At 64.3% G+C, this 22,745-nt stretch carries 21 protein-coding genes; 14 read left to right on the top strand and 7 right to left on the bottom strand.

From position 1 onward, the window contains the following. Nucleotides 1–90: 90 nt before the first annotated feature. From queF to I7X43_RS08785, 10 genes are all read left to right on the top strand, one after another. Nucleotides 91–531, top strand: coding sequence for a preQ(1) synthase (gene queF, locus I7X43_RS08830; protein WP_246480285.1), 441 nt, complete (start codon nt 91–93; stop codon nt 529–531). After that, nucleotides 528–839 carry a hypothetical protein gene (locus tag I7X43_RS08825; RefSeq protein WP_198100569.1) on the top strand — a complete coding sequence of 104 codons (312 nt, stop codon included), beginning with the start codon at nt 528–530 and terminating at the stop codon, nt 837–839. Before queF ends, I7X43_RS08825 begins: the two co-directional genes overlap by 4 nt. Before the next feature lie 22 nt (nt 840–861). Continuing rightward, a complete protein-coding gene (dapC, locus tag I7X43_RS08820) occupies nt 862–2,076 on the top strand; it encodes a succinyldiaminopimelate transaminase (RefSeq protein ID WP_198100568.1) in 1,215 nt (404 codons plus the stop codon). Further along, nucleotides 2,073–2,906: a 2,3,4,5-tetrahydropyridine-2,6-dicarboxylate N-succinyltransferase gene (gene dapD / locus I7X43_RS08815; RefSeq protein ID WP_198100567.1), complete on the top strand. Its 834-nt coding sequence runs from the start codon at nt 2,073–2,075 to the stop codon at nt 2,904–2,906. The genes dapC and dapD overlap by 4 nt, the downstream gene beginning before the upstream one ends. A 30-nt stretch (nt 2,907–2,936) precedes the next feature. After that, on the top strand, nt 2,937–4,094 hold the full coding sequence (locus I7X43_RS08810; RefSeq protein WP_198100566.1) for a PilT/PilU family type 4a pilus ATPase: 1,158 nt from the start codon (nt 2,937–2,939) through the stop codon (nt 4,092–4,094). Nucleotides 4,095–4,142: 48 nt separating this feature from the next. Next, entirely contained in the window at nt 4,143–5,015 is an 873-nt protein-coding gene (gene prmB / locus I7X43_RS08805; RefSeq protein ID WP_198100565.1) for a 50S ribosomal protein L3 N(5)-glutamine methyltransferase, read from the top strand. 64 nt (nt 5,016–5,079) lie between these two features. Beyond that, nucleotides 5,080–7,011, top strand: coding sequence for an ABC-F family ATP-binding cassette domain-containing protein (locus I7X43_RS08800; RefSeq protein WP_198100564.1), 1,932 nt, complete (start codon nt 5,080–5,082; stop codon nt 7,009–7,011). Between the two features lie 74 nt (nt 7,012–7,085). Next, complete coding sequence (locus I7X43_RS08795; RefSeq protein ID WP_198100563.1) at nt 7,086–7,502, top strand: organic hydroperoxide resistance protein; 417 nt, start codon at nt 7,086–7,088, stop codon at nt 7,500–7,502. Nucleotides 7,503–7,633: 131 nt separating this feature from the next. Next, nucleotides 7,634–10,948: an amidohydrolase family protein gene (locus I7X43_RS08790; protein WP_198100562.1), complete on the top strand. Its 3,315-nt coding sequence runs from the start codon at nt 7,634–7,636 to the stop codon at nt 10,946–10,948. A 122-nt stretch (nt 10,949–11,070) separates the two neighbouring features. Then, nucleotides 11,071–11,877, top strand: coding sequence for a substrate-binding periplasmic protein (locus I7X43_RS08785; protein ID WP_198100561.1), 807 nt, complete (start codon nt 11,071–11,073; stop codon nt 11,875–11,877). Here I7X43_RS08785 and I7X43_RS08780 read toward each other — a convergent pair. Then, complete coding sequence (locus I7X43_RS08780) at nt 11,843–12,841, bottom strand: asparaginase (RefSeq protein WP_198100560.1); 999 nt, start codon at nt 12,839–12,841, stop codon at nt 11,843–11,845. The two genes, I7X43_RS08785 and I7X43_RS08780, sit on opposite strands and share 35 nt — an antisense overlap. 74 nt (nt 12,842–12,915) lie before the next feature. On the opposite strand from I7X43_RS08780, the gene lexA reads away from it, so the two are divergent. Next, on the top strand, nt 12,916–13,593 hold the full coding sequence (lexA, locus tag I7X43_RS08775; protein WP_198100559.1) for a transcriptional repressor LexA: 678 nt from the start codon (nt 12,916–12,918) through the stop codon (nt 13,591–13,593). A 37-nt stretch (nt 13,594–13,630) separates the two neighbouring features. Here the strand turns inward: lexA and glpK are convergent, their stop codons facing one another. Together glpK and galE are read right to left on the bottom strand one after the other, a co-directional pair. Next, nucleotides 13,631–15,094, bottom strand: coding sequence for a glycerol kinase GlpK (gene glpK / locus I7X43_RS08770; RefSeq protein WP_198100558.1), 1,464 nt, complete (start codon nt 15,092–15,094; stop codon nt 13,631–13,633). Further along, nucleotides 15,091–16,122, bottom strand: a complete 1,032-nt coding sequence (gene galE, locus I7X43_RS08765) for a UDP-glucose 4-epimerase GalE (RefSeq protein ID WP_198100557.1) — start codon at nt 16,120–16,122, stop codon at nt 15,091–15,093. The genes glpK and galE overlap by 4 nt, the downstream gene beginning before the upstream one ends. 90 nt (nt 16,123–16,212) lie before the next feature. Here galE and I7X43_RS08760 point away from each other — a divergent pair, with 90 nt between their 5' ends. Genes I7X43_RS08760 through I7X43_RS08750 form a run of 3 tightly spaced genes read left to right on the top strand, consistent with a single transcriptional unit; the run spans nt 16,213 to nt 18,331 of the window. Beyond that, entirely contained in the window at nt 16,213–17,226 is a 1,014-nt protein-coding gene (locus I7X43_RS08760; protein ID WP_198100556.1) for a D-2-hydroxyacid dehydrogenase family protein, read from the top strand. Beyond that, a complete protein-coding gene (locus I7X43_RS08755) occupies nt 17,223–17,798 on the top strand; it encodes a chromate transporter (RefSeq protein WP_198100555.1) in 576 nt (191 codons plus the stop codon). The genes I7X43_RS08760 and I7X43_RS08755 overlap by 4 nt, the downstream gene beginning before the upstream one ends. Continuing rightward, a complete protein-coding gene (locus I7X43_RS08750) occupies nt 17,795–18,331 on the top strand; it encodes a chromate transporter (protein WP_198100554.1) in 537 nt (178 codons plus the stop codon). The genes I7X43_RS08755 and I7X43_RS08750 overlap by 4 nt, the downstream gene beginning before the upstream one ends. Here the strand turns inward: I7X43_RS08750 and I7X43_RS08745 are convergent. From I7X43_RS08745 to I7X43_RS08730, 4 genes are read right to left on the bottom strand one after another with little or no spacing between them, the layout of a single operon-like run. Further along, nucleotides 18,303–20,585 (bottom strand): penicillin acylase family protein, encoded by a 2,283-nt coding sequence (locus I7X43_RS08745; RefSeq protein ID WP_198100553.1) that lies wholly within the window; start codon nt 20,583–20,585, stop codon nt 18,303–18,305. The genes I7X43_RS08750 and I7X43_RS08745 overlap by 29 nt on opposite strands. Nucleotides 20,586–20,626: 41 nt before the next feature. Beyond that, entirely contained in the window at nt 20,627–21,256 is a 630-nt protein-coding gene (gene upp, locus I7X43_RS08740) for a uracil phosphoribosyltransferase (protein ID WP_198100552.1), read from the bottom strand. A 3-nt stretch (nt 21,257–21,259) separates the two neighbouring features. Next, nucleotides 21,260–22,024, bottom strand: coding sequence for a 23S rRNA (guanosine(2251)-2'-O)-methyltransferase RlmB (rlmB, locus tag I7X43_RS08735; protein WP_198100551.1), 765 nt, complete (start codon nt 22,022–22,024; stop codon nt 21,260–21,262). After that, nucleotides 22,021–22,722: a heparan-alpha-glucosaminide N-acetyltransferase gene (locus I7X43_RS08730; RefSeq protein ID WP_198100550.1), complete on the bottom strand. Its 702-nt coding sequence runs from the start codon at nt 22,720–22,722 to the stop codon at nt 22,021–22,023. Before I7X43_RS08730 ends, rlmB begins: the two co-directional genes overlap by 4 nt. Nucleotides 22,723–22,745 lie beyond the last annotated feature (23 nt).

Below are 22,745 nucleotides of genomic sequence, written 5' to 3'. Positions count from 1 at the left end.
ATGGCCAGCACGCCCAAAAAGAGCCCTACCCCTAAGAGCCCAGCGAAAAAGGCGCCCGCCCAGCCCAAGCTGGGAGCCAGCCAGCGGCAGATGCCGGCGAATCCGCCTTCGCGGCCCAGCAAGGAGTTGCAGGTCTTCCCCAATCCGGCCCCACAGCGCGACTACCTGCTGCAGTTTCAGGTGCCCGAGTTCACCTGTCACTGCCCACTGACCCAGCAGCCGGACTTTGCCCACTTCGTCATCGAGATGGTGGCCGATGAATGGTGCGTCGAGCTCAAGAGCCTGAAGATGTACATGTGGAGTTACCGCGACGAGGGCGCTTTCCACGAAGCGGTCACGAATCAGATCCTGGACGACATCGTCAAGGTCACGAATCCACGCTTCTGCCGCGTCAAGGCCCGTTGGTACGTGCGCGGCGGCATCTACACCAATGTGGTGGTGGAACACCGCAAGAAGGGCTGGAAACCCGCGACACCGGTCGAGTTCGGCGGCGCCAGTTTCCCGCAGGAAAGCGGGATGCTGCCGCTGTGAAGCAACCTCTCACCGTGCTGCCGGTGCGTTTGTTCTATCTGGTCACTGGCGCGCTTATCGCGGCGACTCTGGCCTGGGAAGCGTGGGAAATCGCCAGTTGGGGCAAACTTCTTGGGGCCTTTGGTTGGCTGATTTTTGCCTTGGCATGGGCCTTGAACCCCATGCCACTTGGCCGGTTCGAGGGAACCGTCTCGTCATTCATGGAGACCCATCAGAGGTTGAGCCCGAAGCTTTACCGCACCTTGCTCTTCTTTGGGATCGGCTGTGTGACGGTTGGGTTCCTGATCCGTTGGGTTCTAAAACTATGAAGCGACTATTTCGAACTCACCGATGAACCCGCGCCTCGCCCTCCTCCAGCCCTACCCGTTCGAGCGCTTGCGCGCCCTGCAGGCCGACGTGACGCCCAACCCGGCGCTGTCTGCGATCAGCCTCGGCTTGGGCGAACCGCGCCATCCCGCTCCTACCCTGGTGTTGGAGGCGCTGAAGAACAACCTGGCGGGCCTCTCGAACTATCCGGCCACCGCCGGCAGCCCCGCTTTGCGGGCGGCCATTGCGGCGTGGATCCATCGGCGGTACGGCCTGCATTTGGATGCCACCACCCAAGTGCTGCCCTGCAACGGCTCGCGTGAAGCGTTGTTTGCCATCGCGCAGACGGTGGTGGACGCCAGCCGTCCCGGGGCCACCGTGGTGGTCCCCAACCCCTTTTATCAAATCTACGAGGGCGCCGCCCTGCTGGCTGGGGCGCAGCTGGCCTTTGCGGACAGTGACCCAAGCCGCAATTTCGCTGCTGACTGGGGAGCGATTCCCGATGAGGTTTGGGCGCGCACCCAGCTCGTTTACGTCTGCACGCCCGGCAACCCCAGTGGCGCCGTGATGCCCCAGGCCGAATGGCAGCGCCTGTTTGAACTTTCCGACCGTCACGGTTTCGTCATTGCCGCGGACGAGTGCTATTCCGAGATTTACCTCGGCGACACCCCGCCGCTGGGCAGCTTGGAGGCAGCCGCGCGGCTCGGTCGCCAGGACTTCCGCCGTCTGATCAGTTTCACCAGCCTCTCCAAACGCAGCTCCGTGCCGGGCCTGCGCAGCGGCTTCGTCGCCGGGGATGCCGAACTCATTCAAGCCTTCACCCTCTACCGGACCTACCACGGCAGCGCCATGAGCCCGGTGGTCCAGGCCGCCTCAATCGCCGCCTGGAACGACGAAACCCATGTGCGGGAGAACCGGGCCGCCTACCAAGCCAAGTTCGAGGCCGTGTTGCCGCTGCTGCGGGAGGGGCTGGACGTGGCCGCACCGGACGCCGGTTTCTACCTTTGGGCCGGCGTTCCCAAGACGCTGTGCGGAGGCTGTGATATTGAGTTTGCGAAGGCGCTGCTCGGACAATGCAACGTTCAAGTGCTGCCTGGCAGCCTGCTGGCCCGAACCAACCCGACGAACGGGCGCAACCCTGGCCAGGGGCGCGTGCGCATGGCCCTCGTCGCCGAAGTCGAGGCCTGTGTGCAAGCCGCGCAGCGCATTCGCACCTTTATCGAGAGTCAGCCGTCATGAACAGCAGCCTGCAAACCACCATCGAAACCGCTTGGGAACAGCGCACCGAGTTCAGCCCGAGCCATGCCCCGGCAACGGTTCGCGAGGCCGTGGCCCATGTGCTGGGCGAGCTGGATGCCGGCCGCCTGCGCGTGGCCAGCCGCCAGTCGGTGGGCCAGTGGGAGGTGCACCAGTGGATCAAAAAGGCGGTGCTGCTCAGCTTCCGCTTGAACGACAACCGCGTGATGGGCAATGCCGACGCCGGGCAGCTCGCCTTTTTTGACAAAGTCGATCCCAAGTTCGCCGGCTGGAGCGAGGCCGACTTCCGTGCCAGCGGCGTGCGCGTCGTGCCGCCGGCCGTCGCGCGGCGCGGCAGTTTTGTGGGCAAGAACGTCGTGCTCATGCCGTCCTACGTCAACATCGGCGCCTATGTGGACGAGGGGGCCATGGTCGACACCTGGGCCACGGTGGGCTCGTGCGCCCAAATTGGCAAAAACGTGCACCTGAGCGGCGGGGTGGGCATCGGCGGGGTGTTGGAGCCCCTGCAGGCCAATCCGACCATCATTGAGGACAACTGCTTCATCGGCGCGCGCTCTGAGGTGGTCGAGGGCGTGATCGTCGAAGAGCACTCGGTGATTTCCATGGGCGTGTACATCGGCCAAAGCACCCCCATTTATGACCGCGAGACCGGTGAGACGACCTACGGTCGCGTGCCGGCCGGCTCGGTGGTGATCAGCGGCAGCCTGCCGCGCGACGGCGGGCGCTATAACCTGTACGCTGCGATCATTGTCAAAAAGGTCGACGCGCAAACGCGCGCCAAGACCTCGATCAACGAACTACTCAGGGCCTGAGTTTCCTCGGCCCTTTAGAAAGGAGCCACCATGTCCGGCAACATGGAGCGCATCCTTCGCCTGATGGCGGAGAAAGGCGCGTCGGATTGCTATTTATCGGCCAACATGCCGGTGCTGATCAAGCTCAACGGGCAGGTGGTTCAGCTCTCCGATCAACTCCTGTCTTTTCAACAGCCCAAACAACTCATTGCTGAGGTTCTGCAGCCCAAGGAATTGGCGGAACTGGAGGAGCAGGGAGAACTAAACCTAGCGATCTCCATCCCCAAGGTGGGCTCGTTCCGTTTGAGCGGATTTCGACAGCGCGGGTCCATCGCCGCGGTGTTCCGCCACATTTCGCACACCATTCCCGGATTGGAAACGCTGCGACTGCCGGAGTCCCTTGGGAATTTGGTCCTTGAAAAACGGGGCCTAGTGCTGATGGTCGGCGCGACCGGAACCGGTAAGAGCACCACGCTGGCAGCGATGCTGGAAAAGCGCAACCAGACCATGACCGGGCACATCCTGACCATTGAGGACCCGATCGAATACCTGTTCCAGAACAAGAAGTCCGTGGTCAATCAGCGTGAAATCGGCCGAGACACCCAGTCGCTGCAGACCGCGCTGAAAAATGCCCTGCGCCAGGCGCCAGACGTGATCCTGATTGGTGAAATTCGCGACCGCGACACCATGACGGCCGCCATCTCGTATTCCCTGTCGGGCCATTTGGTGCTGGCCACCCTGCACGGCAACAACAGTTACCACGCCCTGAACCGGATTTTGTCGTTCTATCCGCCGGAGAGCCGCCCCGCACTGTTGGGGGACTTGGCTGCGGGTTTAAAAGCCATCATTTCGCAGCGCTTGGTCCGCGCACTCGCGGGGGGGCGTGTGCCGGTGGTTGAAGTGCTGATGAACACCAAGCTCGTTTCCGAAATGATTGAGCAGGGCGACTTCAACGGCGTGAAAGAGGCGATGGAAAAATCCATGGCCGAAGGTTCGCAGACCTACGAAGAGCACTTCGCGAAGCTGATTGAAAACAAGATCATCAGTCGCGAAGAGGGCTTGGCCTTTGCCGATTCGCCAACCAATTTGTTGTGGCGCCTGCAGAACACCCAGGAACCGGCCTCGCGAGCCCCTGCGGCGGCAGCCGAAGAGGTTTCCGACAAAGCAACCTTCACTGAAATCACGCTGGATGTGATGCCGGGTGAATGACCGGCACCGCAGCGAAATCCTTCCTTCAGTCGTTTTCGAAAGCCTGCCGTGATCCTCATTGATGCCGTTGAAACCGCCGCCGCCCGTCTGGAGGCCGCGGGCGTGGCGTTCGGGCAGGGCACGCTCAACGCTTTTGACGAAGCCGCGTGGTTGGTGCTCTGGCGCCTGGGGCTGCCCTTGGACAGCCTAAACACCCACAGCGAGCGGGAGCTCAGTGCTGCCGAGCGGCAAAGCATTGAAGCCCTGATCAACCAGCGCATCCTTACCCGTCAGCCCACCGCCTACCTGACGGGGGAGGCGTGGTTGCAGGGGGTTCCTTTTTTCATCGACGCGCGCTCCATCGTCCCGCGAAGCTTCATCGCAGAGCTGATCGCCGAGGGCAGTTTCGACGCGTGGCTGAGCGACGCCACCCATCAGGTCCTCGATTTGTGCACGGGAAACGGCAGCTTGGCTGTGTTGGCCGCCATGGCGTGGCCCGAGGTCGAGGTCACGGGCGCCGACCTGAGTGCCGAGGCCTTGGCCGTCGCCTATCGCAACGTCGAGCGGCATGCCCTGGGACACCGGGTCCAGTTGGTGCAAGGTGACGGTCTGGCCGCCGTGAACGGTCGGACCTTCGATCTGGTGTTGTGTAACCCCCCCTATGTCAATGCCCAGTCCATGGCCGACTTGCCGCCGGAGTTCCGGGCCGAGCCGGAGCTGGCCTTGGCAGGTGGCGTTGACGGGATGGATTTCATCCGTCGGTTGTTGGCCGCCCTGCCCGATTCTCTAAACCCCAACGGGGTGTTGGTTCTTGAAATTGGCCATGAGCGCGCGCACTTTGAAGCGGCCTTTCCCTACCTACAGCCCATTTGGTTGGCCACCAGCGCTGGGGACGACATGGTGCTGCTGCTGACCCGCGAGCAACTGACCGGCGACGCCTGACCGCCCCGTCCTCCCGACCGGCGGCCGTTACGATGCCGCCCCCCGCCTGCCCCGCCCCCTCTCTGTGATTACTCTGCGCAACGTCACCTTGCGTCGCGGCACCAAAGTGGTGCTCGACGATGTCTCGCTCACCCTTCAGCCCGGCGAACGGATTGGCTTGGTGGGGGCCAACGGGGCGGGCAAATCCAGTTTGTTCGCGCTCCTGGCAGGCCGGCTCCACGCCGACCGGGGCGATGCCGACATGCCCCCGACCTGGCGCTTGTCCGAGGTGGCGCAAAACCTACCCGAAACCGAGCAAGGGGCGACCGACTTCGTCCTGGAGGGGGATCTCACCCTGCAAAAGGCTCGATCACTTCTCGAGTCCGCGGAGTCCGCCCACGATGGGCTCCTGATCGCCGAAGCCCATGCGGCGTTGCAGGATGCCGGTGCCTTTGATGCGCGATCGCGCGCGCAGTCGCTGCTGCTTGGGCTGGGCTTCAAGGTCGATCAGTTGGACTCGCCCGTGAACAGCTTCTCCGGGGGCTGGCGCATGCGCTTGCAGCTGGCGCGCACCCTGATCAATCCAGCCGAATTGATGCTGCTGGACGAACCCACGAACCACCTGGACTTGGATGCGCTGGTCTGGCTGGAGGGATGGCTGTCGCGTTACCCGGGGACGCTGATCATCATCAGCCACGACCGCGAATTTTTGGACGCCATCACCCGGGTGACCGTGCACCTGGAACACGCCAAGCTCACGCGGTGGGGCGGCAATTACACCGCCTTTGAAACGCTTCGCGCTCAGGCGCAAGTGCTCCAGCAAGCCGCCTTTGACAAGCAACAGGACCGCATCGCACACCTTCAGCGTTTTATTGACCGATTCAAGGCCAAGGCCACCAAGGCCAAGCAGGCTCAAAGCCGGGTCAAAGCCTTGGAACGCATGGAAAAGCTGGCCCCGGTACTGGCCGCCTCTGAGTTTTCGTTCGAGTTCCGTGAGCCCCTCAATTTGCCCAACCCCATGCTGGCCCTGAGCGATTTGGCCTGCGGCTACGGTGACACCGCCATCGTGCGCCAGGTCAACCGCACGGTGCTGGCCGGCCAGCGCATCGGTATCCTGGGGGCCAACGGCCAGGGCAAATCCACCGTGGTGAAAACCATCGCGCGCATGCTCCCGGCACTGGCCGGCACCTTGACCGAAGGCAAAGGCCTGACCATCGGCTACTTCGCTCAGCAAGAACTGGATGTGCTGCGTCCCGACGAGGGCGCGTTGGCCCACATGCTGCGCCTGGCCAAAGAGATCAGCCCCCAGGCGCGCGAGCAGGAGCTGCGTGATTTTCTGGGCCAATTCCGCTTCACGGGAGACATGGTGAACCAAGTGGTGGGCAGCCTCAGCGGAGGCGAAAAGGCCCGCCTGGTGCTGGCGCTGTTGGTCTGGCAGCGCCCCAACCTGCTGCTGCTGGACGAGCCGACCAACCACCTGGACCTGCAGACGCGCGAAGCCCTCTCCATCGCCCTGAACGAGTTCGAGGGCACGGTCATGCTCGTCAGCCACGACCGTGCCTTGTTGCGCGAGGTGTGCGACGAGTTCTGGCTCGTGGCCGATGGTGCGGTTCAACCTTTTGACGGGGATTTGGACGACTATCAGCAGTGGCTCAACGAGCGTGCGCGCGACGAAGCCCGCCGGCTCAAAGAGTCCAAAGAGCCCGCGAGCCCTGTAGCAACGGAGCCCGCCGTCACCCAGCGTGAGGACCGACGGGCCGCCGCCGCGCTGCGGCAGCAAGCCGCTCCCTTGAAGAAGCGCATGGAGCAACTGGACCGCCAGCTCGCGGCGCTGGGTCAGGAGCGAGAAACGCTGGAGGCCGAGCTGGCCACCGGAAACGCCACGCCCCAGCGGATCGCCGACGTGGGGCGGCGCCTCAAGGCCTTGGCCGATGACGTGGATTCCGCCGAAATGGAATGGCTAGAGTTGGGCGAGCAGGTCGAAGCCATCCTCTCAGGATCAACGCCCGCCGCCTGAAGCCCCAGACGCCCAAGGTTTTTTCGCCTTCGCTAGAGTGCCGCGCTTTTGGCGCAACCCCTAAAGGCAAACCCATGGCTCTCGACAAAGTTGTTTACACCGCCCGTGCCACCACCACCGGCGGCCGCAATGGTCATTCCGCAACCGGCGACTTGAAACTGACCCTGGCCAAGCCCGTCGAGATGGGCGGCACCGGTCAAGGCACCAACCCCGAACAACTCTTCGCGGCGGGCTATTCCGCCTGCTTCATGGGCGCCATGGGCGCAGTCGCCGGCAAGCTCGGCCTCAGCGTGCCGGCTGACGCCCAGATCGACGCGGAAGTGGACTTCGGGCCCAAAGGCACGGGCTACGGAGTGGGCGTGCGCATGGCCATTCGCCTGCCCGGTCTGAGCCGTGAAGATGCCGAGAAACTCGTCGCCACCGCGCATCAGGTTTGCCCTTACAGCAATGCCACGCGCAACAACATCGATGTGGTGCTGACCGTCGTCTAAGCGCCCGCGATACGCACATCGCCACCAGGGCACCTTCGGGTGCCCTTTTTCTTGTGGCGGCGCGCCATGACCTTTTTCACCCGGTAGGCCTCCTCTCACACCCGCCACTGCAATTCGGCACGATGCGCGTCATGCAATCCCGTTCCTTCTTTCCTGTCCTCTCATTCTTGGCGGCCCTGACGTTCTGGAATGGGGCCGTCTCGGCAGCGCCCGCCGTGGCCCCGCAAGACCCGAAGTCAGCGGCGTGGTCGGTCAATGCCCCGCCCGGCACCGTTCGCACGGCGCATTTAGACATCCGCAGCGGGACCTGGATGAGTGTGGATGTCAGCCCCAACGGGCGCCACCTCGTCTTTGACCTGTTGGGGGACCTCTACCTGATGCCCATCGAAGGCGGCGAAGCCAAAGCGCTAACCCACTCGGTCGCTTGGGAAATGCAACCGCGCTTCTCTCCCGATGGCCAGCGCATCGCTTTCGTCAGCGATGCCGGGGGCGGGGACAACATTTGGGTGATGAACAGCGATGGCAGCGAGGCTCGCGCGCTCACCACCGAAGACTTTCGATTGCTGAACAACCCCGTTTGGCACCCGGATGGTCAGGCCATCCTGGCGCGCAAGCACTTCACCGGAACCCGATCGGCCGGATCGGGCGAGATTTGGCTCTACCACCTGGCTGGCGGCAAGGGCCTGCAACTCAATGAGAAGCCCAACTGGCAGAAGGACCTGGGAGAACCCGCGATTTCACCCGATGGTCAAACCCTCTACTACTCGCAGGATGCCACTCCGGGCCGTAGCTTTGAGTACAACCGGGACTCCCATCGGGAGCTCTTTCGCATCATGCGGCAGAGCCTCACGGACGGCCGCAGCGAACCGCTGGTGACCGGTCCGGGTGGCGCCATTCGGCCCACGCCCTCACCCGACGGCCAGTACTTGGCGTTTGTTCGGCGGGTTCGCAGCGACGCTGGACGCCAGGAGTCCCTGCTGTTCCTCAAAGACTTGAGAAGCGGCCGCGAATGGCCGGCCTGGGGTCCGCTGGAGCGGGATCTCCAAGAGTCCTGGTCCGTTCATGGCGTGTACCCCGGTATGGCCTGGTTGCCGGGTGGCAAAGAATTGGTCGTGTGGGCGCGCGGCAACCTTTGGCGCGTCAATCCGTTCGATCAAAAAGCCCAGGTGATTCCGTTTCACATCAAGGACACGCGCGAGCTGCGTGAGCCGCTGCGGGTGACTCAGGCGGTCGCCCCACCGCAGTTTGATGTCAAGCAATTGCGCTGGGTGCAGACGGCGCCCGACGGGAGCCGGGTGATTTACTCCGCGCTCGGACACCTTTATGTCCGAGATCTGCCCGATGGCGCCGTGCGGCGGCTGACCTCCCAGAACGAACACTTCGAACTCTTTCCGTCGTTTTCTCAAGATGGACAGTCCATCGTATACAGCACCTGGAACGACGAAAAATTGGGCCATGTCCGGCTTCGCCACTTGCCCACCGGAAGGGAATCGATCCTGACCCCAGAAGCCGGGAAATACCTGCATCCGCGCTTGTCGCCAGATGGTCGGCGGGTGATCTACCAAAAGGCACGGGGCGGTTATCTCACCACGCCCTGGCAGGGGCTCGGAGACGGATTGTTTTTGGCCGCGGTGGATGGGAAAACACCCTTGCAGCGTCTCAGCCGCGATGGGCACAGCCCCCAATGGGCGCCCGGGGGTGATGCGGTTCTGTTCACGCGGGATGTGGTGCTGTCTGAGGTGGACAGCGAGCACCGGCTGATTCGCCTGGACCTTGCGACACGCGAAGAGCTGGTTCTGGCCCGCAGCGAGTTCGCTAGCGAGTTTGCCGTGTCCCCCGACGGGCGCTGGCTGGGCTTTACGGAGCGCTTCCAAACCTACGTCACACCTTTTCCCGGCACCGGAAAAACCTTGACTCTCGGGCCCAAAGTTGACGCCCTGCCCTTGCGCCGGCTGTCGCAGCACGCGGGCGAGTCGCTTCACTGGTCGGGCGATAGTGCAAGCCTGCACTACACCCTGGGTGACCGCCTGTTCCGTGTGCCTCTCGTCCAGGCCTTTTCAGAAGGATTTACGCCCCCTCCGACCGGAACCCCCATCGGGTTCAAACAACCGTCAGATGTGCCACCAGGCCGTGTGGCCTTCGTGGGGGCCCGATTGATCACGCTCAAAGGCGATGAAGTCATCGAGGACGGCGTACTGGTCACCGAGGGCGCCCGCATCCTGGCGGTCGGCCCACGCAGCGCGGTGACGATTCCCGCCGATGCGTTCACCGTGGAGGCCAAGGGCAAGACCCTCATTCCCGGGCTGATCGACCTGCACTGGCACGGCGCCATGGCCGAGAGTCACTTCATTCCGCAACAAAGCTGGGTCAACTACGCGACCTTGGCCTTTGGCGTGACCACGCTGCACGATCCCAGCAATCACACCAGCAGCATCCTCACGCACAGCGAAATGCAGCGTGCGGGTCAAGTCGTCGGCCCCCGCATCTTCAGCACCGGCACCATCCTCTATGGCGCCAAAGCGGATGTCACGGCAGTCGTCAACAACCTGGATGACGCGCTGGGTCATTTGCATCGACTCCAAGCGGCCGGAGCCATCAGTGTCAAGAGTTACAGCCAGCCGCGGCGCGACCAACGGCAACAAATTCTGGAAGCCGCCCGCCAAACGAACATGATGGTGGTCCCCGAAGGCGCGTCGCTGTTCCAACTCAACATGAACCAAGTGGTGGATGGGCACACCACGGTTGAACACGCCTTGCCAGTGGCGGAGGTCTACGAAGACGTGCGCCAGCTCTGGTCTCAAACGCCCGTGGGCTACACCCCCACGCTCAACGTGGCCTATGGCGGGCTGGACGGAGAACACTATTGGTATGCCCGCACCGAGGTTTGGAATCACCCCATCCTCAAGCGCTTTGTTCCCCGCAGCATCTTGGAGCCCCGGTCGGTGCGGCGAATCACGGCGCCTGAACAGGACTTCAATGTGCTGCGCGTGGCGCAAACTGCCACAGCATTGCAACGCGCCGGCGTCAAAGTGAGCATCGGGGCACACGGTCAGCGCGAGGGGCTGGGCGCCCATTGGGAAATGTGGATGCTGGCTTTGGGCGGCATGACCCCGCTGGAAGCCCTGCGGGCCGCCACCTTGAACCCGGCGCAGGTGCTGGGGCTCGATCGCGACCTCGGCTCGCTGGAGGTGGGCAAACTCGCCGACGTGGTGGTGCTGGATGGTGACGTGCTGGCCGACATCCGTCAAAGCGACCGCATTCATCAGGTGATGGTCGGCGGGCGGCTGTACGCCCATCCCGACCTGAGTGAAATCGGCCCCGCCGTGCGCAGCAAACCCCGCAAGCCGTTCTTCTTTGAGCGCGGCGTCGGTCAACAGGGACTGACCCCCATCGATGAACACGCCCTGGACGCCCTGTTGGGTGTTGGCCACCTTTGTCGCCATTGACCCTTCGAAAGCAGGAGGCCGCCCGTTAGGATGGGGGTTCGCCCATCCCCATGACTTTTAGCCTGGGGAGTCGGGCTAAGGGGCCGCAGCGGTCGTGGCCCCAGCGCAGAAAGGCGGTCGGCGTGCTGTGGCGGGCAAGCTTGGTGGTGCTGATGCTGGCGTTTGGGGTGCCTGCCCAAGCCCTCACCTTGCGGTGGTGCTTGAACGAGGTGGCCTCGCCCCCTTGGCGCTTGGGGGCCAATGACCGCCCGCGCTTGGGCGACAAAGGCCCGACCGCCCGGGGGCTGGAATACGATTTTTTGCGCTTGTTGGCGCAGCGTTTGGGCTGGGAATTCGAGTGGGTACAGCGACCCTGGCGACGCTGCCTGCTGGAATTGCAGCGGGGTGAACACGATGCCCTCATGGGCATGAGTTACCTGCCCGAGCGCGAAGCCCTGTACCGCTACCCCATGCGCGATGGACAGCCCAACGAGAGCCTGGCGTACCACACGTTCGGCTACGCGCTGTACCTGCGCACCGGTCAACGATCGCCTTGGGATGGGCAGCGATGGAGCTTGGCGCCCGGCGTGGCGCTGGCCGTACCGCAAGGGTATTCCATCGCAGCCGTGTTGCGGCAGCAGCAGGTGGCGGTGGACGACAGCCACCGCAGCACCGAAGACGCGCTGGCCGCCTTGGTCGATGGCCGGGTGCTAGCCGCCGCCTTACCCGTTGAGGAAGTCGAAGGCGTGTTCGTGCGACAGCCATCGTGGCGTGCGCAACTGCAGCGGGCCGAGCCCCTGCTCCAGAAGCGTGCCTATTTCATCGTGCTGTCGCCGGCGTTTGCCGACAGCAACCCCGAACTGGCGCAACGGGTCTGGCGGGAATCCGCGGCCGTGCGGCAGTCGCCGGTTTTTCTTAAGGCATTGGCGGCACAACGCTCCGAGCGCTGACACCCTCGACCTGGTCTGCTGCGTCGGCCAAGAGCGACAGCAAACACATCACGCGCGCTTGCGGCGGGCTGAGGGCCCCGGCGCTGGGCAGATCGGAGTCGTGGGCAGGAATCACCGGCCCGGCGGCACAGCGGGTGCACCGCAGAACCCGCACGCCAGCCGCCTGCGCGTTCTGTAACGCGCGCTCCAGGGGCTGCGCCAGGGTGCCATTTCCGGTCCCAGCCACCACCAAGCCCAATCGGCGGTTCTCGCGCTGCGCGAGCGCGATCAACAGGGGGACCATCTCCCCATCCACCCCGGCCGCGTTCCACAGTAGCTCCACCCGCGGCCAGCTGCGGGCTTGCAACGGCAGTCCCTCCACGCCCCACCCGTCGGGCTCGACCCACGGAACCAAGGGCCGCACCTGCCCGGCCTCCACCCAGGCCACCGGCCCTGCGTCCGGCGAGGCAAACGCGTCGACACGATAGCTGTGGACCTTGCGCACGCGGTCCCCGCGGTAGACCGCGCCACCGAACGCCACCAGCACGCCAAAAACCCCCTGGGATTCGGCGAGCACCACGGCATCCAACAAATTCTGCGGCCCGTCCGCACTGAGGGCCGATGCCGGCCGCATTGCTGCCGTCAGCACCACGGGTTTGTGGCCTTTCAACACCCGGTGGAGCAAGTAGGCGGTCTCTTCCAGCGTATCGGTCCCATGGGTGATGACCACACCCTGCACGGTCGGATCGTCCAGCAAGGCCTGGGTGCGGCGAGCCAGCAAGGCCCACGTCTCAAAGCCCATGTCCTTGCTGTCCAACTGCGCCAATTGCTCGAAATCGAGCACATGGCTCTGCAAGGCCGGAATGGCCGCGACCAAATCCGCGACACGGACTTCCCCGGCCCGGTAACCGACGTGATCGGTGGTGCTGGCGGCCTGCCCGGCAATGGTGCCTCCCGTCCCCAAAACAACGATTCGGCTTGGCATCTGGCGATTCCTGTATAAAAATTCAGTGGCTGGATAGACGGCCAGCTCCGACCGTCCATTGTGAAGCCCGAGCGATGACGCCCAAGATCCCCCTGACGCCCCGACAGCAAGAAATCTTTGACTTGGTGCGCCGCACCATCGAACGCACGGGCAGTCCCCCGACGCGTGCGGAAATTGCGCAGACGTTGGGTTTTAAGTCCGCCAACGCAGCAGAGGAGCATCTCAAGGCCCTCGCACGCAAGGGCGTGATTGAGTTGGTCAGTGGCACCTCGCGGGGCATTCGATTGCAAGCGGAGACCCTGCGCGCCATGCGCAAGGGCAGCGCAGCCGGCCACCAGGTCGAACTGCCCATGCCGGGTTTGGCCCAACTGCTTCTGCCCTTGGTGGGACGAGTGGCCGCCGGCAACCCCATCCTGGCGGAACAACACGTTGAACAACAACTCGCGGTCAGCCCCGAGCTCTTTTCTCAAACCCCTGATTTCCTGCTGCGCGTCAAAGGCATGAGCATGAAGGATGCCGGCATCTTGGACGGGGACCTGCTGGCAGTCCGCAAGGTCGCCGAGGCGCGCAATGGCCAAATCGTTGTGGCCCGCCTGGGCGATGAGGTCACCGTCAAGCGGTGGCGGCGGGATGCAACGGGGGCTTGGCTGCTCCCAGAGAACCCCGACTTTCAGCCCATTCGTGTCTCCGACTCGGAGCCGTTCGCAATCGAAGGGCTGGCTGTCGGTCTCTTGAGGTCGGGGCTGCACTGAGGCCGCGTGCTGCGTCCGGTTCGCCAGGGCGCAGTGTTTAGAGCACGCGCCTCACGGCGTCGTGCCACCGTGTCATACGACTCTCGATCTCATTTGGACTGAGGGATGGCCTGAAGTGGCGCCCCTCTTGCGCCTCGACCTGGAGTTCAACGCCCGCCATGCGGGCAGCCAGCGACGCGGCCCCCAAGGCGGTGCTTTCCAACAGTGGGGGGCGCAGCACCGGCACGCCCAGCACATCCGCCTGCCACTGCATCAAGGCGTCATTGGCGCTCGCGCCCCCATCCACCCGCAGCTCACTGAGTTGCAACTCGCTGCCTGATGCGTCCTGGACCATGGCCTGCAAAACGTCAGCACATTGGTAGGTGATGGCTTCCAGCGCAGCCCGTGCGATGTGGGCCTGCGTGCTGCCGCGGCTCAGGCCCAGGATTGCCCCCCGAGCCTCCGCGTTCCAGTAGGGCGCCCCCAATCCCGTGAAGGCAGGCACCACCACCACGCCCCCACTGTCGGGCACGGATCGGGCCAAGGCCTCCACCTCGGAACTGCTTTGAAACATCTTGAGTCCATCGCGCAGCCACTGAACCGTCGCGCCGCCCATGAACACACTGCCCTCCAACGCAAATTGCGCCTGAGCGTCCACTTGACAGGCCCGTGTGGTCAGCAAGCCATGCTTGGATTTCAGGGCCATGGCCCCTGTGTGCATGAGCATGAAACAGCCGGTGCCATAGGTGTTCTTGGCTTGCCCGGGCGCCACACACCCTTGCCCAAAAAGCGCCGCCTGCTGATCCCCCGCCACCCCGCCGATTCGAATCGAACCGCCGAACAAGCGCGTCGTCCCAAAATCACTCGCCGACGGGTGAATTTCGGGCAGCAGTGCCGGCGGGATGCCAAATAAGCTCAGCAGATCGACATCCCACTGACCGGTCTGCAGATTCATCAGCAGGGTGCGACTGGCGTTGGTGACATCCGTCGCGTGAACCCGCCCTTCGGTCAACTTCCAAAGCAGCCAGGTGTCGACCGTACCCACCGCCAATTCGCCGCGCTCGGCCCGGGACCGCCACTCCGGATGACGATCCAGCCACCAAGCAATCTTGGTTGCCGAAAAATAGGGATCCAGCGTCAAGCCCGTGCGCTGCCGCACTTCCTCCTCATGGCCCTCGTCTCGAAGTCTTTGGCACAGGTCCGCCGTGCGGCGATCCTGCCAAACCACGGCCCGGGTAAGGGCCTGACCCGATGCGCGGTCCCACAGCACCACGGTTTCCCGCTGATTGGTCAATCCGAGCGCCGCGATGTGGCTGGACGAGAACCCGCTCGCTTGCAAGGCATGGCGCGCTGTCTCGAACTGCGTCGCCCACAACGCCTGCGGATCGTGCTCGACCCAACCGGGCGCTGGAAAGTGCTGTTCAAACGCCTGCTGCGATTGCGCGACGACACGCCCTCGCCCATCAAAAATCAAGGCCCGAGAACTGGTGGTTCCTTGGTCCAGCGCGAGTACCGCATTCATGAGGTGCCCTCCCCGTCGTCGTAGCCCTGCGGATTCTTCGATTGCCAGCGCCACGTGTCTTCACACATCTGCGCCAAGCTGAGCTGGGCTTGCCATCCGAGGACCTCGCGGGCCTTGCGCGCATCCGCCCAGTAATACGCCAGGTCCCCATCACGACGCGCGGCCACTTCGTGGGGCAAGTCCCTTCCACAAGCGGCTTCAAAGGCCCGCAACACCTGCAAAACGGATTGCCCTTGGCCCGTCCCCAAATTGAACACATGGAACCCGGACCGTCCGTGCATCCAATTCAGGGCGGCCACATGCCCTGCCGCCAAGTCTTGAACGTGCAAATAGTCGCGCACGCCCGTGCCATCGGGGGTCGGGTAATCGTTCCCAAAGACCTGGAGGGTTGGCCGGCGTCCGACCGCCACCTGGGCCACGAAAGGCATCAGGTTGTTCGGGATGCCCTGAGGGTCCTCGCCCAAACGGCCACTGGGGTGGGCGCCGACCGGATTGAAATAGCGCAGCGCGCACAAACTCAACGTGGTGTTCGGCGCGCGCGCCACGTCTTCCATGACCTGCTCCACCATCCGCTTGCTCCGACCATAGGGGTTCACCGGCCCCAGCGCTGCGGATTCCGACAGCGGCATCACCTCGGATGGCGCATAGACCGTCGCTGAACTGCTGAAAACCAAAGTGGGGACGCCCACTTGCTGCATGGCCCTCAGAACACTCAGGCTACCCTGGACGTTGTGGTCGTAATACCGCAGCGGATCGGTCACCGACTCACCCACCGCCTTGAGGCCCGCGAAGTGCAAAACGGCCTCAACCCGGTGCTCCGTGAGCACCCGGGCCAACACAGCGCCATCGCGCACATCCCCGCGCTCCGCGGCCACACACCGGCCTGCCAACTCGCCAATTCGCTGCAGAACACTGGGTTTGCTGTTGCTGTAGTTGTCCAAGACCACGACGTCGTGACCTTGCTCCAGCAATTGCACGCAGGTGTGCGAGCCGATGTACCCCGCCCCTCCGGTGACCAAGACCTGCACGACGCGCCCCCTTGCGGTAAGAAATAAGGCATTGTGCTAGGCAATCCCCAGGTTCCGCCCGCCCCGGCGCAAGCCACAATGCCGGCCGCCATGAACATCATCATCCTCGACGACTATCAGGACGCGGTGCGCAAATTGCCGTGCGCTGCGCTGTTAGACGCCGAGGGTATTCAAGCCAAGGTATTCACCAATACGGTCAAGGGCGTGGGGCAATTGGCCGTTCGCTTGCGCGATGCGGACGTCATCGTGGCCATCCGCGAGCGCACGGCCTTTCCCCGGGCGCTGCTGGAAAAGTTGCCGCGTCTGAAATTAATCAGTCAAACCGGACGCGTGGGCAGCCATATTGATCTCGCTGCTTGCTCGCAACTGGGAATCGCCGTGGCCGAAGGGGGGGGGTCGCCTGTTGCGCCGGCGGAACTGACCTGGGCCTTGATCATGGCCGCGATGCGGCGCCTGCCTCAGTACATCAGCAACCTCAAACACGGGGTGTGGCAGCAAAGCGGACTCAAGGCGGCCTCCATGCCGCCCAACTTCGGAATAGGCTTTCAATTGGCCGGCAAGACCTTGGGGGTCTGGGGCTACGGACGCATCGGCCAGCTCGTCGCCGGCTACGGACGCGCCTTTGGCATGCGGGTTCAGATTTGGGGCAGCGAAGCCTCCCGGCTCAAGGCCCTGGCCGATGGGTACGACGTGGCAGAAACCCGGGAAGCCTTTTTTTCGACCAGTGACGTGCTCAGTGTTCACTTGCGCTTGGTGGACGCCACGCGCAATCTCATCACGGCCGAAGACCTGGCCTTGATGAAGCCCACCGCCCTGTTCGTGAACACGTCCCGCGCGGAGTTGTTGTGCCCCGACACGTTGGTTGGGGCCCTGAACAAAGGGCGACCCGGCATGGCTGCCATCGACGTTTTCGAGAGCGAACCCATCCTGCAGGGCCACCAGCTCTTGCGGCTCGAAAACACGGTCTGCACCCCCCATCTCGGGTACGTGGAGCAGGCCAGCTACGAGCAGTACTTCCGCGCTGCCTTTGACAACGTGCTGGGCTTCCTGCGCGGCGAGCCCAAGAACCTCGTGAATCCTGAGGCCTTACAGGTTCAGCGGTGAGCCCAGCCCGCGGCCCCCGATCGCCGGGCCATTTGGCCTGGGTCTGCAATCGCCTGGCCCTGCAAGGCTTTGGCGGCATTCTGGCCGTCGCCCACCATGAACTGGTCGAACGCGAAGCGTGGCTCACCGAGTCGGAGTTCATGAACCTGCTGGCGGCCGCCCAAGTGCTTCCCGGGCCCAACATCGTCAACCTCTGTTTGATGCTGGGCCAACGCCACTTCGGCTGGCGAGGGGGGGTGGCGGTGTTGGCAGGAATGTTTCTGGTCCCCGGAACCTTGGTGATCGGCTTAACTGCCCTCACGCTCAGCCACCTGCACCGGCCCGAAGTGGCCAATGCCCTGCGGGGCATGGGGCTGGCGGCGGGTGGGCTGTTGCTGGGCACCTGCTGGAAACTGGTCAAACCGCTTCGGCAGTCGCCCTTGGGGCCCAAGCTTGCACTGGGGCTCGCGGCGTTGAGCCTGGGGCTGAGCGCCTTGGCCAAATGGCCCTTGGTGTGGGTGATCCTCACCGTGGGGGGCATGGGCATGGCGAGGGCATGGCGCCAATTGCGCCAACCGGACGAAGCCCCATGATGGTCTCGCCCACCGAGTTGCTGGCGCTATCCGCCGATTTCGCCCTGCTCTCGCTGCTGTCGCTGGGCGGCGTCAATGCCATCTTGGCGGATTCGCATCGACTCTTGGTCGCCCAGCGAGGTTGGCTGACCGACACCGAGTTTGCGCAGGCCGTGGCCCTGGGCCAAGCGGCCCCGGGCCCCAATGTCATGGTCGTTGGCGTCTTGGGTTGGATGGCGGCGGGCCCCTGGGGGCTTTTCGCCTGCCTCGGTGGCATCTTGTTGCCCTCAACCTGGGTGGTGTGGCGCTTTAGTCGCTGGGCGGAGGCCCACCCGGGTCATGCGGGCTTGCGGGCCTTCCAGGAGGGCTGTGGCCCGCTGGTGATGGGGCTGACCCTGTCCGGGGCCTGGGTGCTGATTCAGCCCTACGCCGAGGCCGGTGGCGTGGCGTGGGGCCTGGTGGGGCTCATCGCGGTGGGCAGCGCTCGCAAGCGCTGGCCACCCTTGATTTGGCTGACGCTCGGGGCTACGGCCGGGGTGTTGGGCTGGGTCTAAGCATCAATCGGTGCTGGGGGGCACCCGGCAAAAGCGGCCCAAACTGCCCCTGCGCCCAATCCGCGTGGTCGCTGAGGTAGTAAGGCGACAAAAAGTGCCCGCTGGGGCCACCCGGCATGGAAAAGAGTCCTTGCGCCTCGCGCCCCGGTGACACCGCCAGACGTTCGCTGGCGCCGAAGGTCCGGGCCTGGGCGCGCGGCGTGAGGGTGTCTCCCACCAGGGGCTGCGGCGGGGCATCCAAAAAGGAGGCCAACCAAGCCGGCAATGCTGGGCTCAAAGGGTGCCGCACTTGAATGGTGTCGGTGCTCCCCCATCGAGCCTGGGCCAAGCTTCCATGGGCCTTTGTCAGGCGTTCAATCTCGGCATCCACCCACCGTAGAACCCGAGTGCGAGCGTCCAAGGGCCCATCCCCCTGATCCGCCCAGCGCCAGGCGACGGGATCCTCCTGCAGGAGTCGTGTCACGGGTTCGTCCCAACGCGCGCTCAAACTGGCGAGATTCAGGTCCTTGCTCTGGCCGGGATGGCTGGCCACCAGGGCGGCATTGAAACTGGCCAGCGCCGCCGCTCGAAAACCACGCAAGAGCGTGTACGTCACGGAATCCGCCGACGCACGAAGGGGGCCATTGAGAGCCTCCCGATAGGCGACGCGCCCCGGATGGTCACGCAAAGCGACCGCATCCAGGTGCTGGGTCACCAAGGCTCGCCAGCGCCCCAGCAAGGGAGCTTCGGCATCTAGCGCGATGGCAATGACCTGGGCTTCGTCCGGTGCGGTGAGTTGTGCCAGCTGATCGCGGATGCGCGCCGCGCGTCCGGGGCCGGCATAGCCGCCATCCCCCAGCATGACGCCAGCCGCTCCCCCCAAATGCAAGTGATTGGCGCTCCACAACTGCCCCAGATCCGGATCGCGGACGACGGGGCGGTCGATGCCCTCCCGCAGGGGGCCCGCCAACGTCCAGGCCAAAGCGCCATGACGGTCGACAACGATTTGGTTTTGCGTGGGGATTCCCACGCGCTGGGCCAACTGCAGGGCATCCTGGACGCTGGTGGCCTCCTCCAACTCGAACAGGCCAAAGTTGACCGCGTCAGGGCGATAGGCGGTCCATTGCACCGCATAGGTTTGCCCGTTGACCCGTTCGATACGCCCCCACGGCGACCATTCCACCTGAAGCTCTTCGGGCCCCGAGCCTGCCACATCGAGGCGATGCGTTCGCATCGTCAGGCGCGCCCGCTGATCCTGAGGGCCCCGCCACTGCCCGCCCGAGTCGGGTTGCAATTTCGTCCACTCGTGCGAAGCCACATAGCTGTTGGTAAAGCCCCAAGCGACCTGACCGGTACTGCCAACCACCAAGCCCGGTACCCCCGGCAGGGTCACCCCCACCCACTGGGCTGGGCGGCCCCGTGCATCCGTCCACCGGACGGCCATGCGCACCCAGGTGTTGGGCAGTCCGAGCTTGAGGTGCATGTCGTTCGCCACCAGTCCAGCACCATGAGGGGCCCGGCGGCCAGCCACCGCCCAGGCGTTGCTGCCGAACGCGGGGAGCTCGTCGACGCGAACCTGTCGCCCCCCGTGACCCCACCCAGCGGGCGGCGCCGGAATGGATTTGGGCGCCTCGATCGATTGGCCATCGAGTGTTGCATCCCACTGCGGGACGCTGCGGGCCAGCAGGAAGTCCGCAACGTCATCCCCCACGGCAGCCCGCAACTGAAGGCGGCCCCGGTGGGTGTTGAGTTGTTCGGCTTGCAAATTCAGGTACATCGCGTAGACCGTCAAGAGACTGTCCACCTCGCGCCAGGGCTGAGGCCTTTGGCGCAGCAACCAATACTCCGGAGGTCTCGCCCCAAGACCGGCGAGCCCCGCATTGACCCCCTGGGTGTACGCGCGTATGAGCGCTTGCTGCGGGCTCGGAAGCGTGCTCCATGCGGCCTCCGCGCGCTGCCGGAAATCGTGCGGTCGCGTCGCCCGATCGATCTTCAGCCCCGGCGCGCCCATCAGCGCGGCCACCTCGCCCGCCGCGGCACGGCGCATCAAGTCCATTTGGAAGAAGCGATCCTGAGCATGCGCCACACCCATGGCATAGGCGGCATCGATCCGGTTTTGAGCGCGTACGGTCACCGTTCCACGGACGTCGCGCTCCACCGCCACGGCAGCCTGCAGGGGCGCATGCGTTTGCGCCCCATCCAGAACCGGCAAACTGGCCCGCAGCGCGAGGTAAGCCACCCCGGCCAGCCCCACCACCAGGGCAGCGAATCCCAACGCAATTCGCCGGATCCACCGCCGATGCGGTGCTCCGAGCTTCATTCCTTGGTGCCGAAGATCTTGTCCCCGGCGTCCCCCAGGCCCGGAATGATGTAGCCCTGCTCATTCAGGTGGCTGTCAATGGCCGCCGCCCAGCAGCGCACCTCCGGGTGGGCCTTTTGTAAGGCTGCCACACCCTCCGGCGCAGCCACCAACACCAACGCGCGGATGTCTCGGCACCCCCGCTGCTTAAGCAGGTCGATGGTCGCAATCATGGAACCCGCCGTTGCCAACATCGGGTCGATGATCAGGGCGGTCCGGGCCTCCAAATCCCCGACAAATCGATCGAAGTAGTTCACGGGTTTCAGGGTTTCGTGATCGCGAGCCAAACCAACCACCGACACCTTGGCATTGGGCAAGATGTCGAGCACCCCATCCAGCATCCCCAGGCCCGCGCGCAAGATAGGCACCACCGTCACTTTCTTGCCTGCGATTTGCTGCACGTCGGTCGGCCCACTCCAGCACTGCAGGGTGACCGTTTCAGTCGGGAAATCGGCCGTGGCCTCATACGCGAGCAGTCGGGCCACCTCCTGGGTCAACTCCCGAAACTTCTTGGTCGAGATCTCGGCTTCCCGCAACAGGCCCACCTTGTGCTGGACCAAAGGATGTTTAACGGCAATGACGGACATGGTTCAGAGCTCCCGTTGGCGCAGGGTTTCGTAAAGGCAAATGCCGGCCGCCACCGACACATTCAAGCTTTCAACCGCACCTCGCATCGGAATGGACACCAGGCGGTCACAGGTCTTTTGGGTGAGCTGACGCAGGCCCTTGCCCTCGGCGCCCAAGACCCACGCGACACCCCCCCCCTGCCCGGACACGGCATCGCACTGGTAGATGGAGCCCTCGGCTTGATCGGAGGTCCCCACGCACACGATGTCACGCTCTTTCAGCTCGTTCAGCGTGCGCGCCAAATTGGTCACCATCAAGTACGGCACGGACTCCGAAGCACCACTGGCGACCTTGGCAACCGTGGCATTGAGCCCCACAGCTTGATCCCGTGGCGCGATCACGGCGTGGGCCCCCGCGCCATCCGCCACGCGCAGACAGGCCCCCAGGTTGTGGGGGTCAGTCACCCCATCCAACACCAGGAGCAAGGGCTTCTCGCCACGCGCGGAAACCTCGTCCAGCAAATCGTCCAGGGAGTGCTGCTGCTTGAGCGGCTCAACCTTGGCCACCACGCCTTGATGGCGATCGGTGCGGGCCAATCGATCCAGCTGCAGCGGTTCCGTCTCCACGACTTTGAGCCCAGCGTCGGTCGCCCGCGCCAATAAGCCCTTCATGCGCGCATCGCGACGGCTGGCATCGAACAAAACCAGTTCAATGGTTTCCGGCGCAATCTTGAGTCGGGTGGACAGCGCATGAAAGCCGTACAACACCTTGCGAGGGGAATCGGTCATGAACGCGTCGCCATCAGGTAGAGATAAATCAAGCCCAGCAGCAGGGGCTGGTGCAACAAGTAGACCGAAAGCGGCCATTGGCCGCATTTGACCAGGGCCGCGGGCGCTCGCCCTCGGATCGCCCGCAAAAACACCGGTGCGCGTGCCAAAGCCAACCCCACCAAGACCGGTGCCACCCAGGGCAGGAGCGGCACATAGTCCTCCGTGATGGGCTTGTGCGTCACCAACCCCAAGGGGTTCAACCAGCGGCTGTTAAACACGGGATGCGCGACCCACCACGGCAGCGCCACGGCGACGACCGCGCCCATCAACAGCGCACCCGAGGGTAACTTCAGCAGCCCCCATCGAACCAGCGGCAGCATCACCGCCACCGCGTGCAGAACGCCAAAGCTAATCCAGGAGCGAGGAAACATCCAAGCCGATCCCAAGCTCACCAGCGTTGCCGCGCCCGCCACCTGGGCCCAACGGCGCCAAAACCGCGGTCCTTGGGGCTGCCCCACACCTTGACTCACGCCAGCGATCACCAAAAAACCGGACAAGATCAGGGTGCGCTGGCCCGTCCACACCGGGTCGGCATAGAAATTGGCCGTAATCAGGCCCAGGTGAGCCAAGTCAAAAGCGAAGTGAAACGCCACCATCCAGAGCATCCACAGCCCTCGCAAGGCATCCAAGCGTTCGTAACGAGTTGTGGTTTGCATGGGGATGGGCATTGTGCCCTTGC

Source organism: Inhella gelatinilytica (assembly GCF_016093295.1).
In the GTDB taxonomy this organism is placed as follows: Bacteria; Pseudomonadota; Gammaproteobacteria; order Burkholderiales; family Burkholderiaceae_C; genus Inhella; species Inhella gelatinilytica.
This window is presented reverse-complemented; position numbering and strand designations above follow the sequence as displayed.

Coding starts and splice junctions, on each gene's coding strand:
- upp (WP_198100552.1), bottom strand. CDS start 21,256: ATGTCCGTCATTGCCGTTAAACATCCTTTGGTCCAGCACAAGGTGGGC.
- queF (WP_246480285.1), top strand. CDS start 91: ATGCCGGCGAATCCGCCTTCGCGGCCCAGCAAGGAGTTGCAGGTCTTC.
- lexA (WP_198100559.1), top strand. CDS start 12,916: ATGACGCCCAAGATCCCCCTGACGCCCCGACAGCAAGAAATCTTTGAC.
- glpK (WP_198100558.1), bottom strand. CDS start 15,094: ATGAATGCGGTACTCGCGCTGGACCAAGGAACCACCAGTTCTCGGGCC.
- rlmB (WP_198100551.1), bottom strand. CDS start 22,024: ATGACCGATTCCCCTCGCAAGGTGTTGTACGGCTTTCATGCGCTGTCC.
- dapC (WP_198100568.1), top strand. CDS start 862: ATGAACCCGCGCCTCGCCCTCCTCCAGCCCTACCCGTTCGAGCGCTTG.
- I7X43_RS08810 (WP_198100566.1), top strand. CDS start 2,937: ATGTCCGGCAACATGGAGCGCATCCTTCGCCTGATGGCGGAGAAAGGC.
- I7X43_RS08730 (WP_198100550.1), bottom strand. CDS start 22,722: ATGCAAACCACAACTCGTTACGAACGCTTGGATGCCTTGCGAGGGCTG.
- I7X43_RS08780 (WP_198100560.1), bottom strand. CDS start 12,841: ATGCCAAGCCGAATCGTTGTTTTGGGGACGGGAGGCACCATTGCCGGG.
- dapD (WP_198100567.1), top strand. CDS start 2,073: ATGAACAGCAGCCTGCAAACCACCATCGAAACCGCTTGGGAACAGCGC.
- I7X43_RS08790 (WP_198100562.1), top strand. CDS start 7,634: ATGCAATCCCGTTCCTTCTTTCCTGTCCTCTCATTCTTGGCGGCCCTG.
- I7X43_RS08760 (WP_198100556.1), top strand. CDS start 16,213: ATGAACATCATCATCCTCGACGACTATCAGGACGCGGTGCGCAAATTG.
- I7X43_RS08750 (WP_198100554.1), top strand. CDS start 17,795: ATGATGGTCTCGCCCACCGAGTTGCTGGCGCTATCCGCCGATTTCGCC.
- I7X43_RS08795 (WP_198100563.1), top strand. CDS start 7,086: ATGGCTCTCGACAAAGTTGTTTACACCGCCCGTGCCACCACCACCGGC.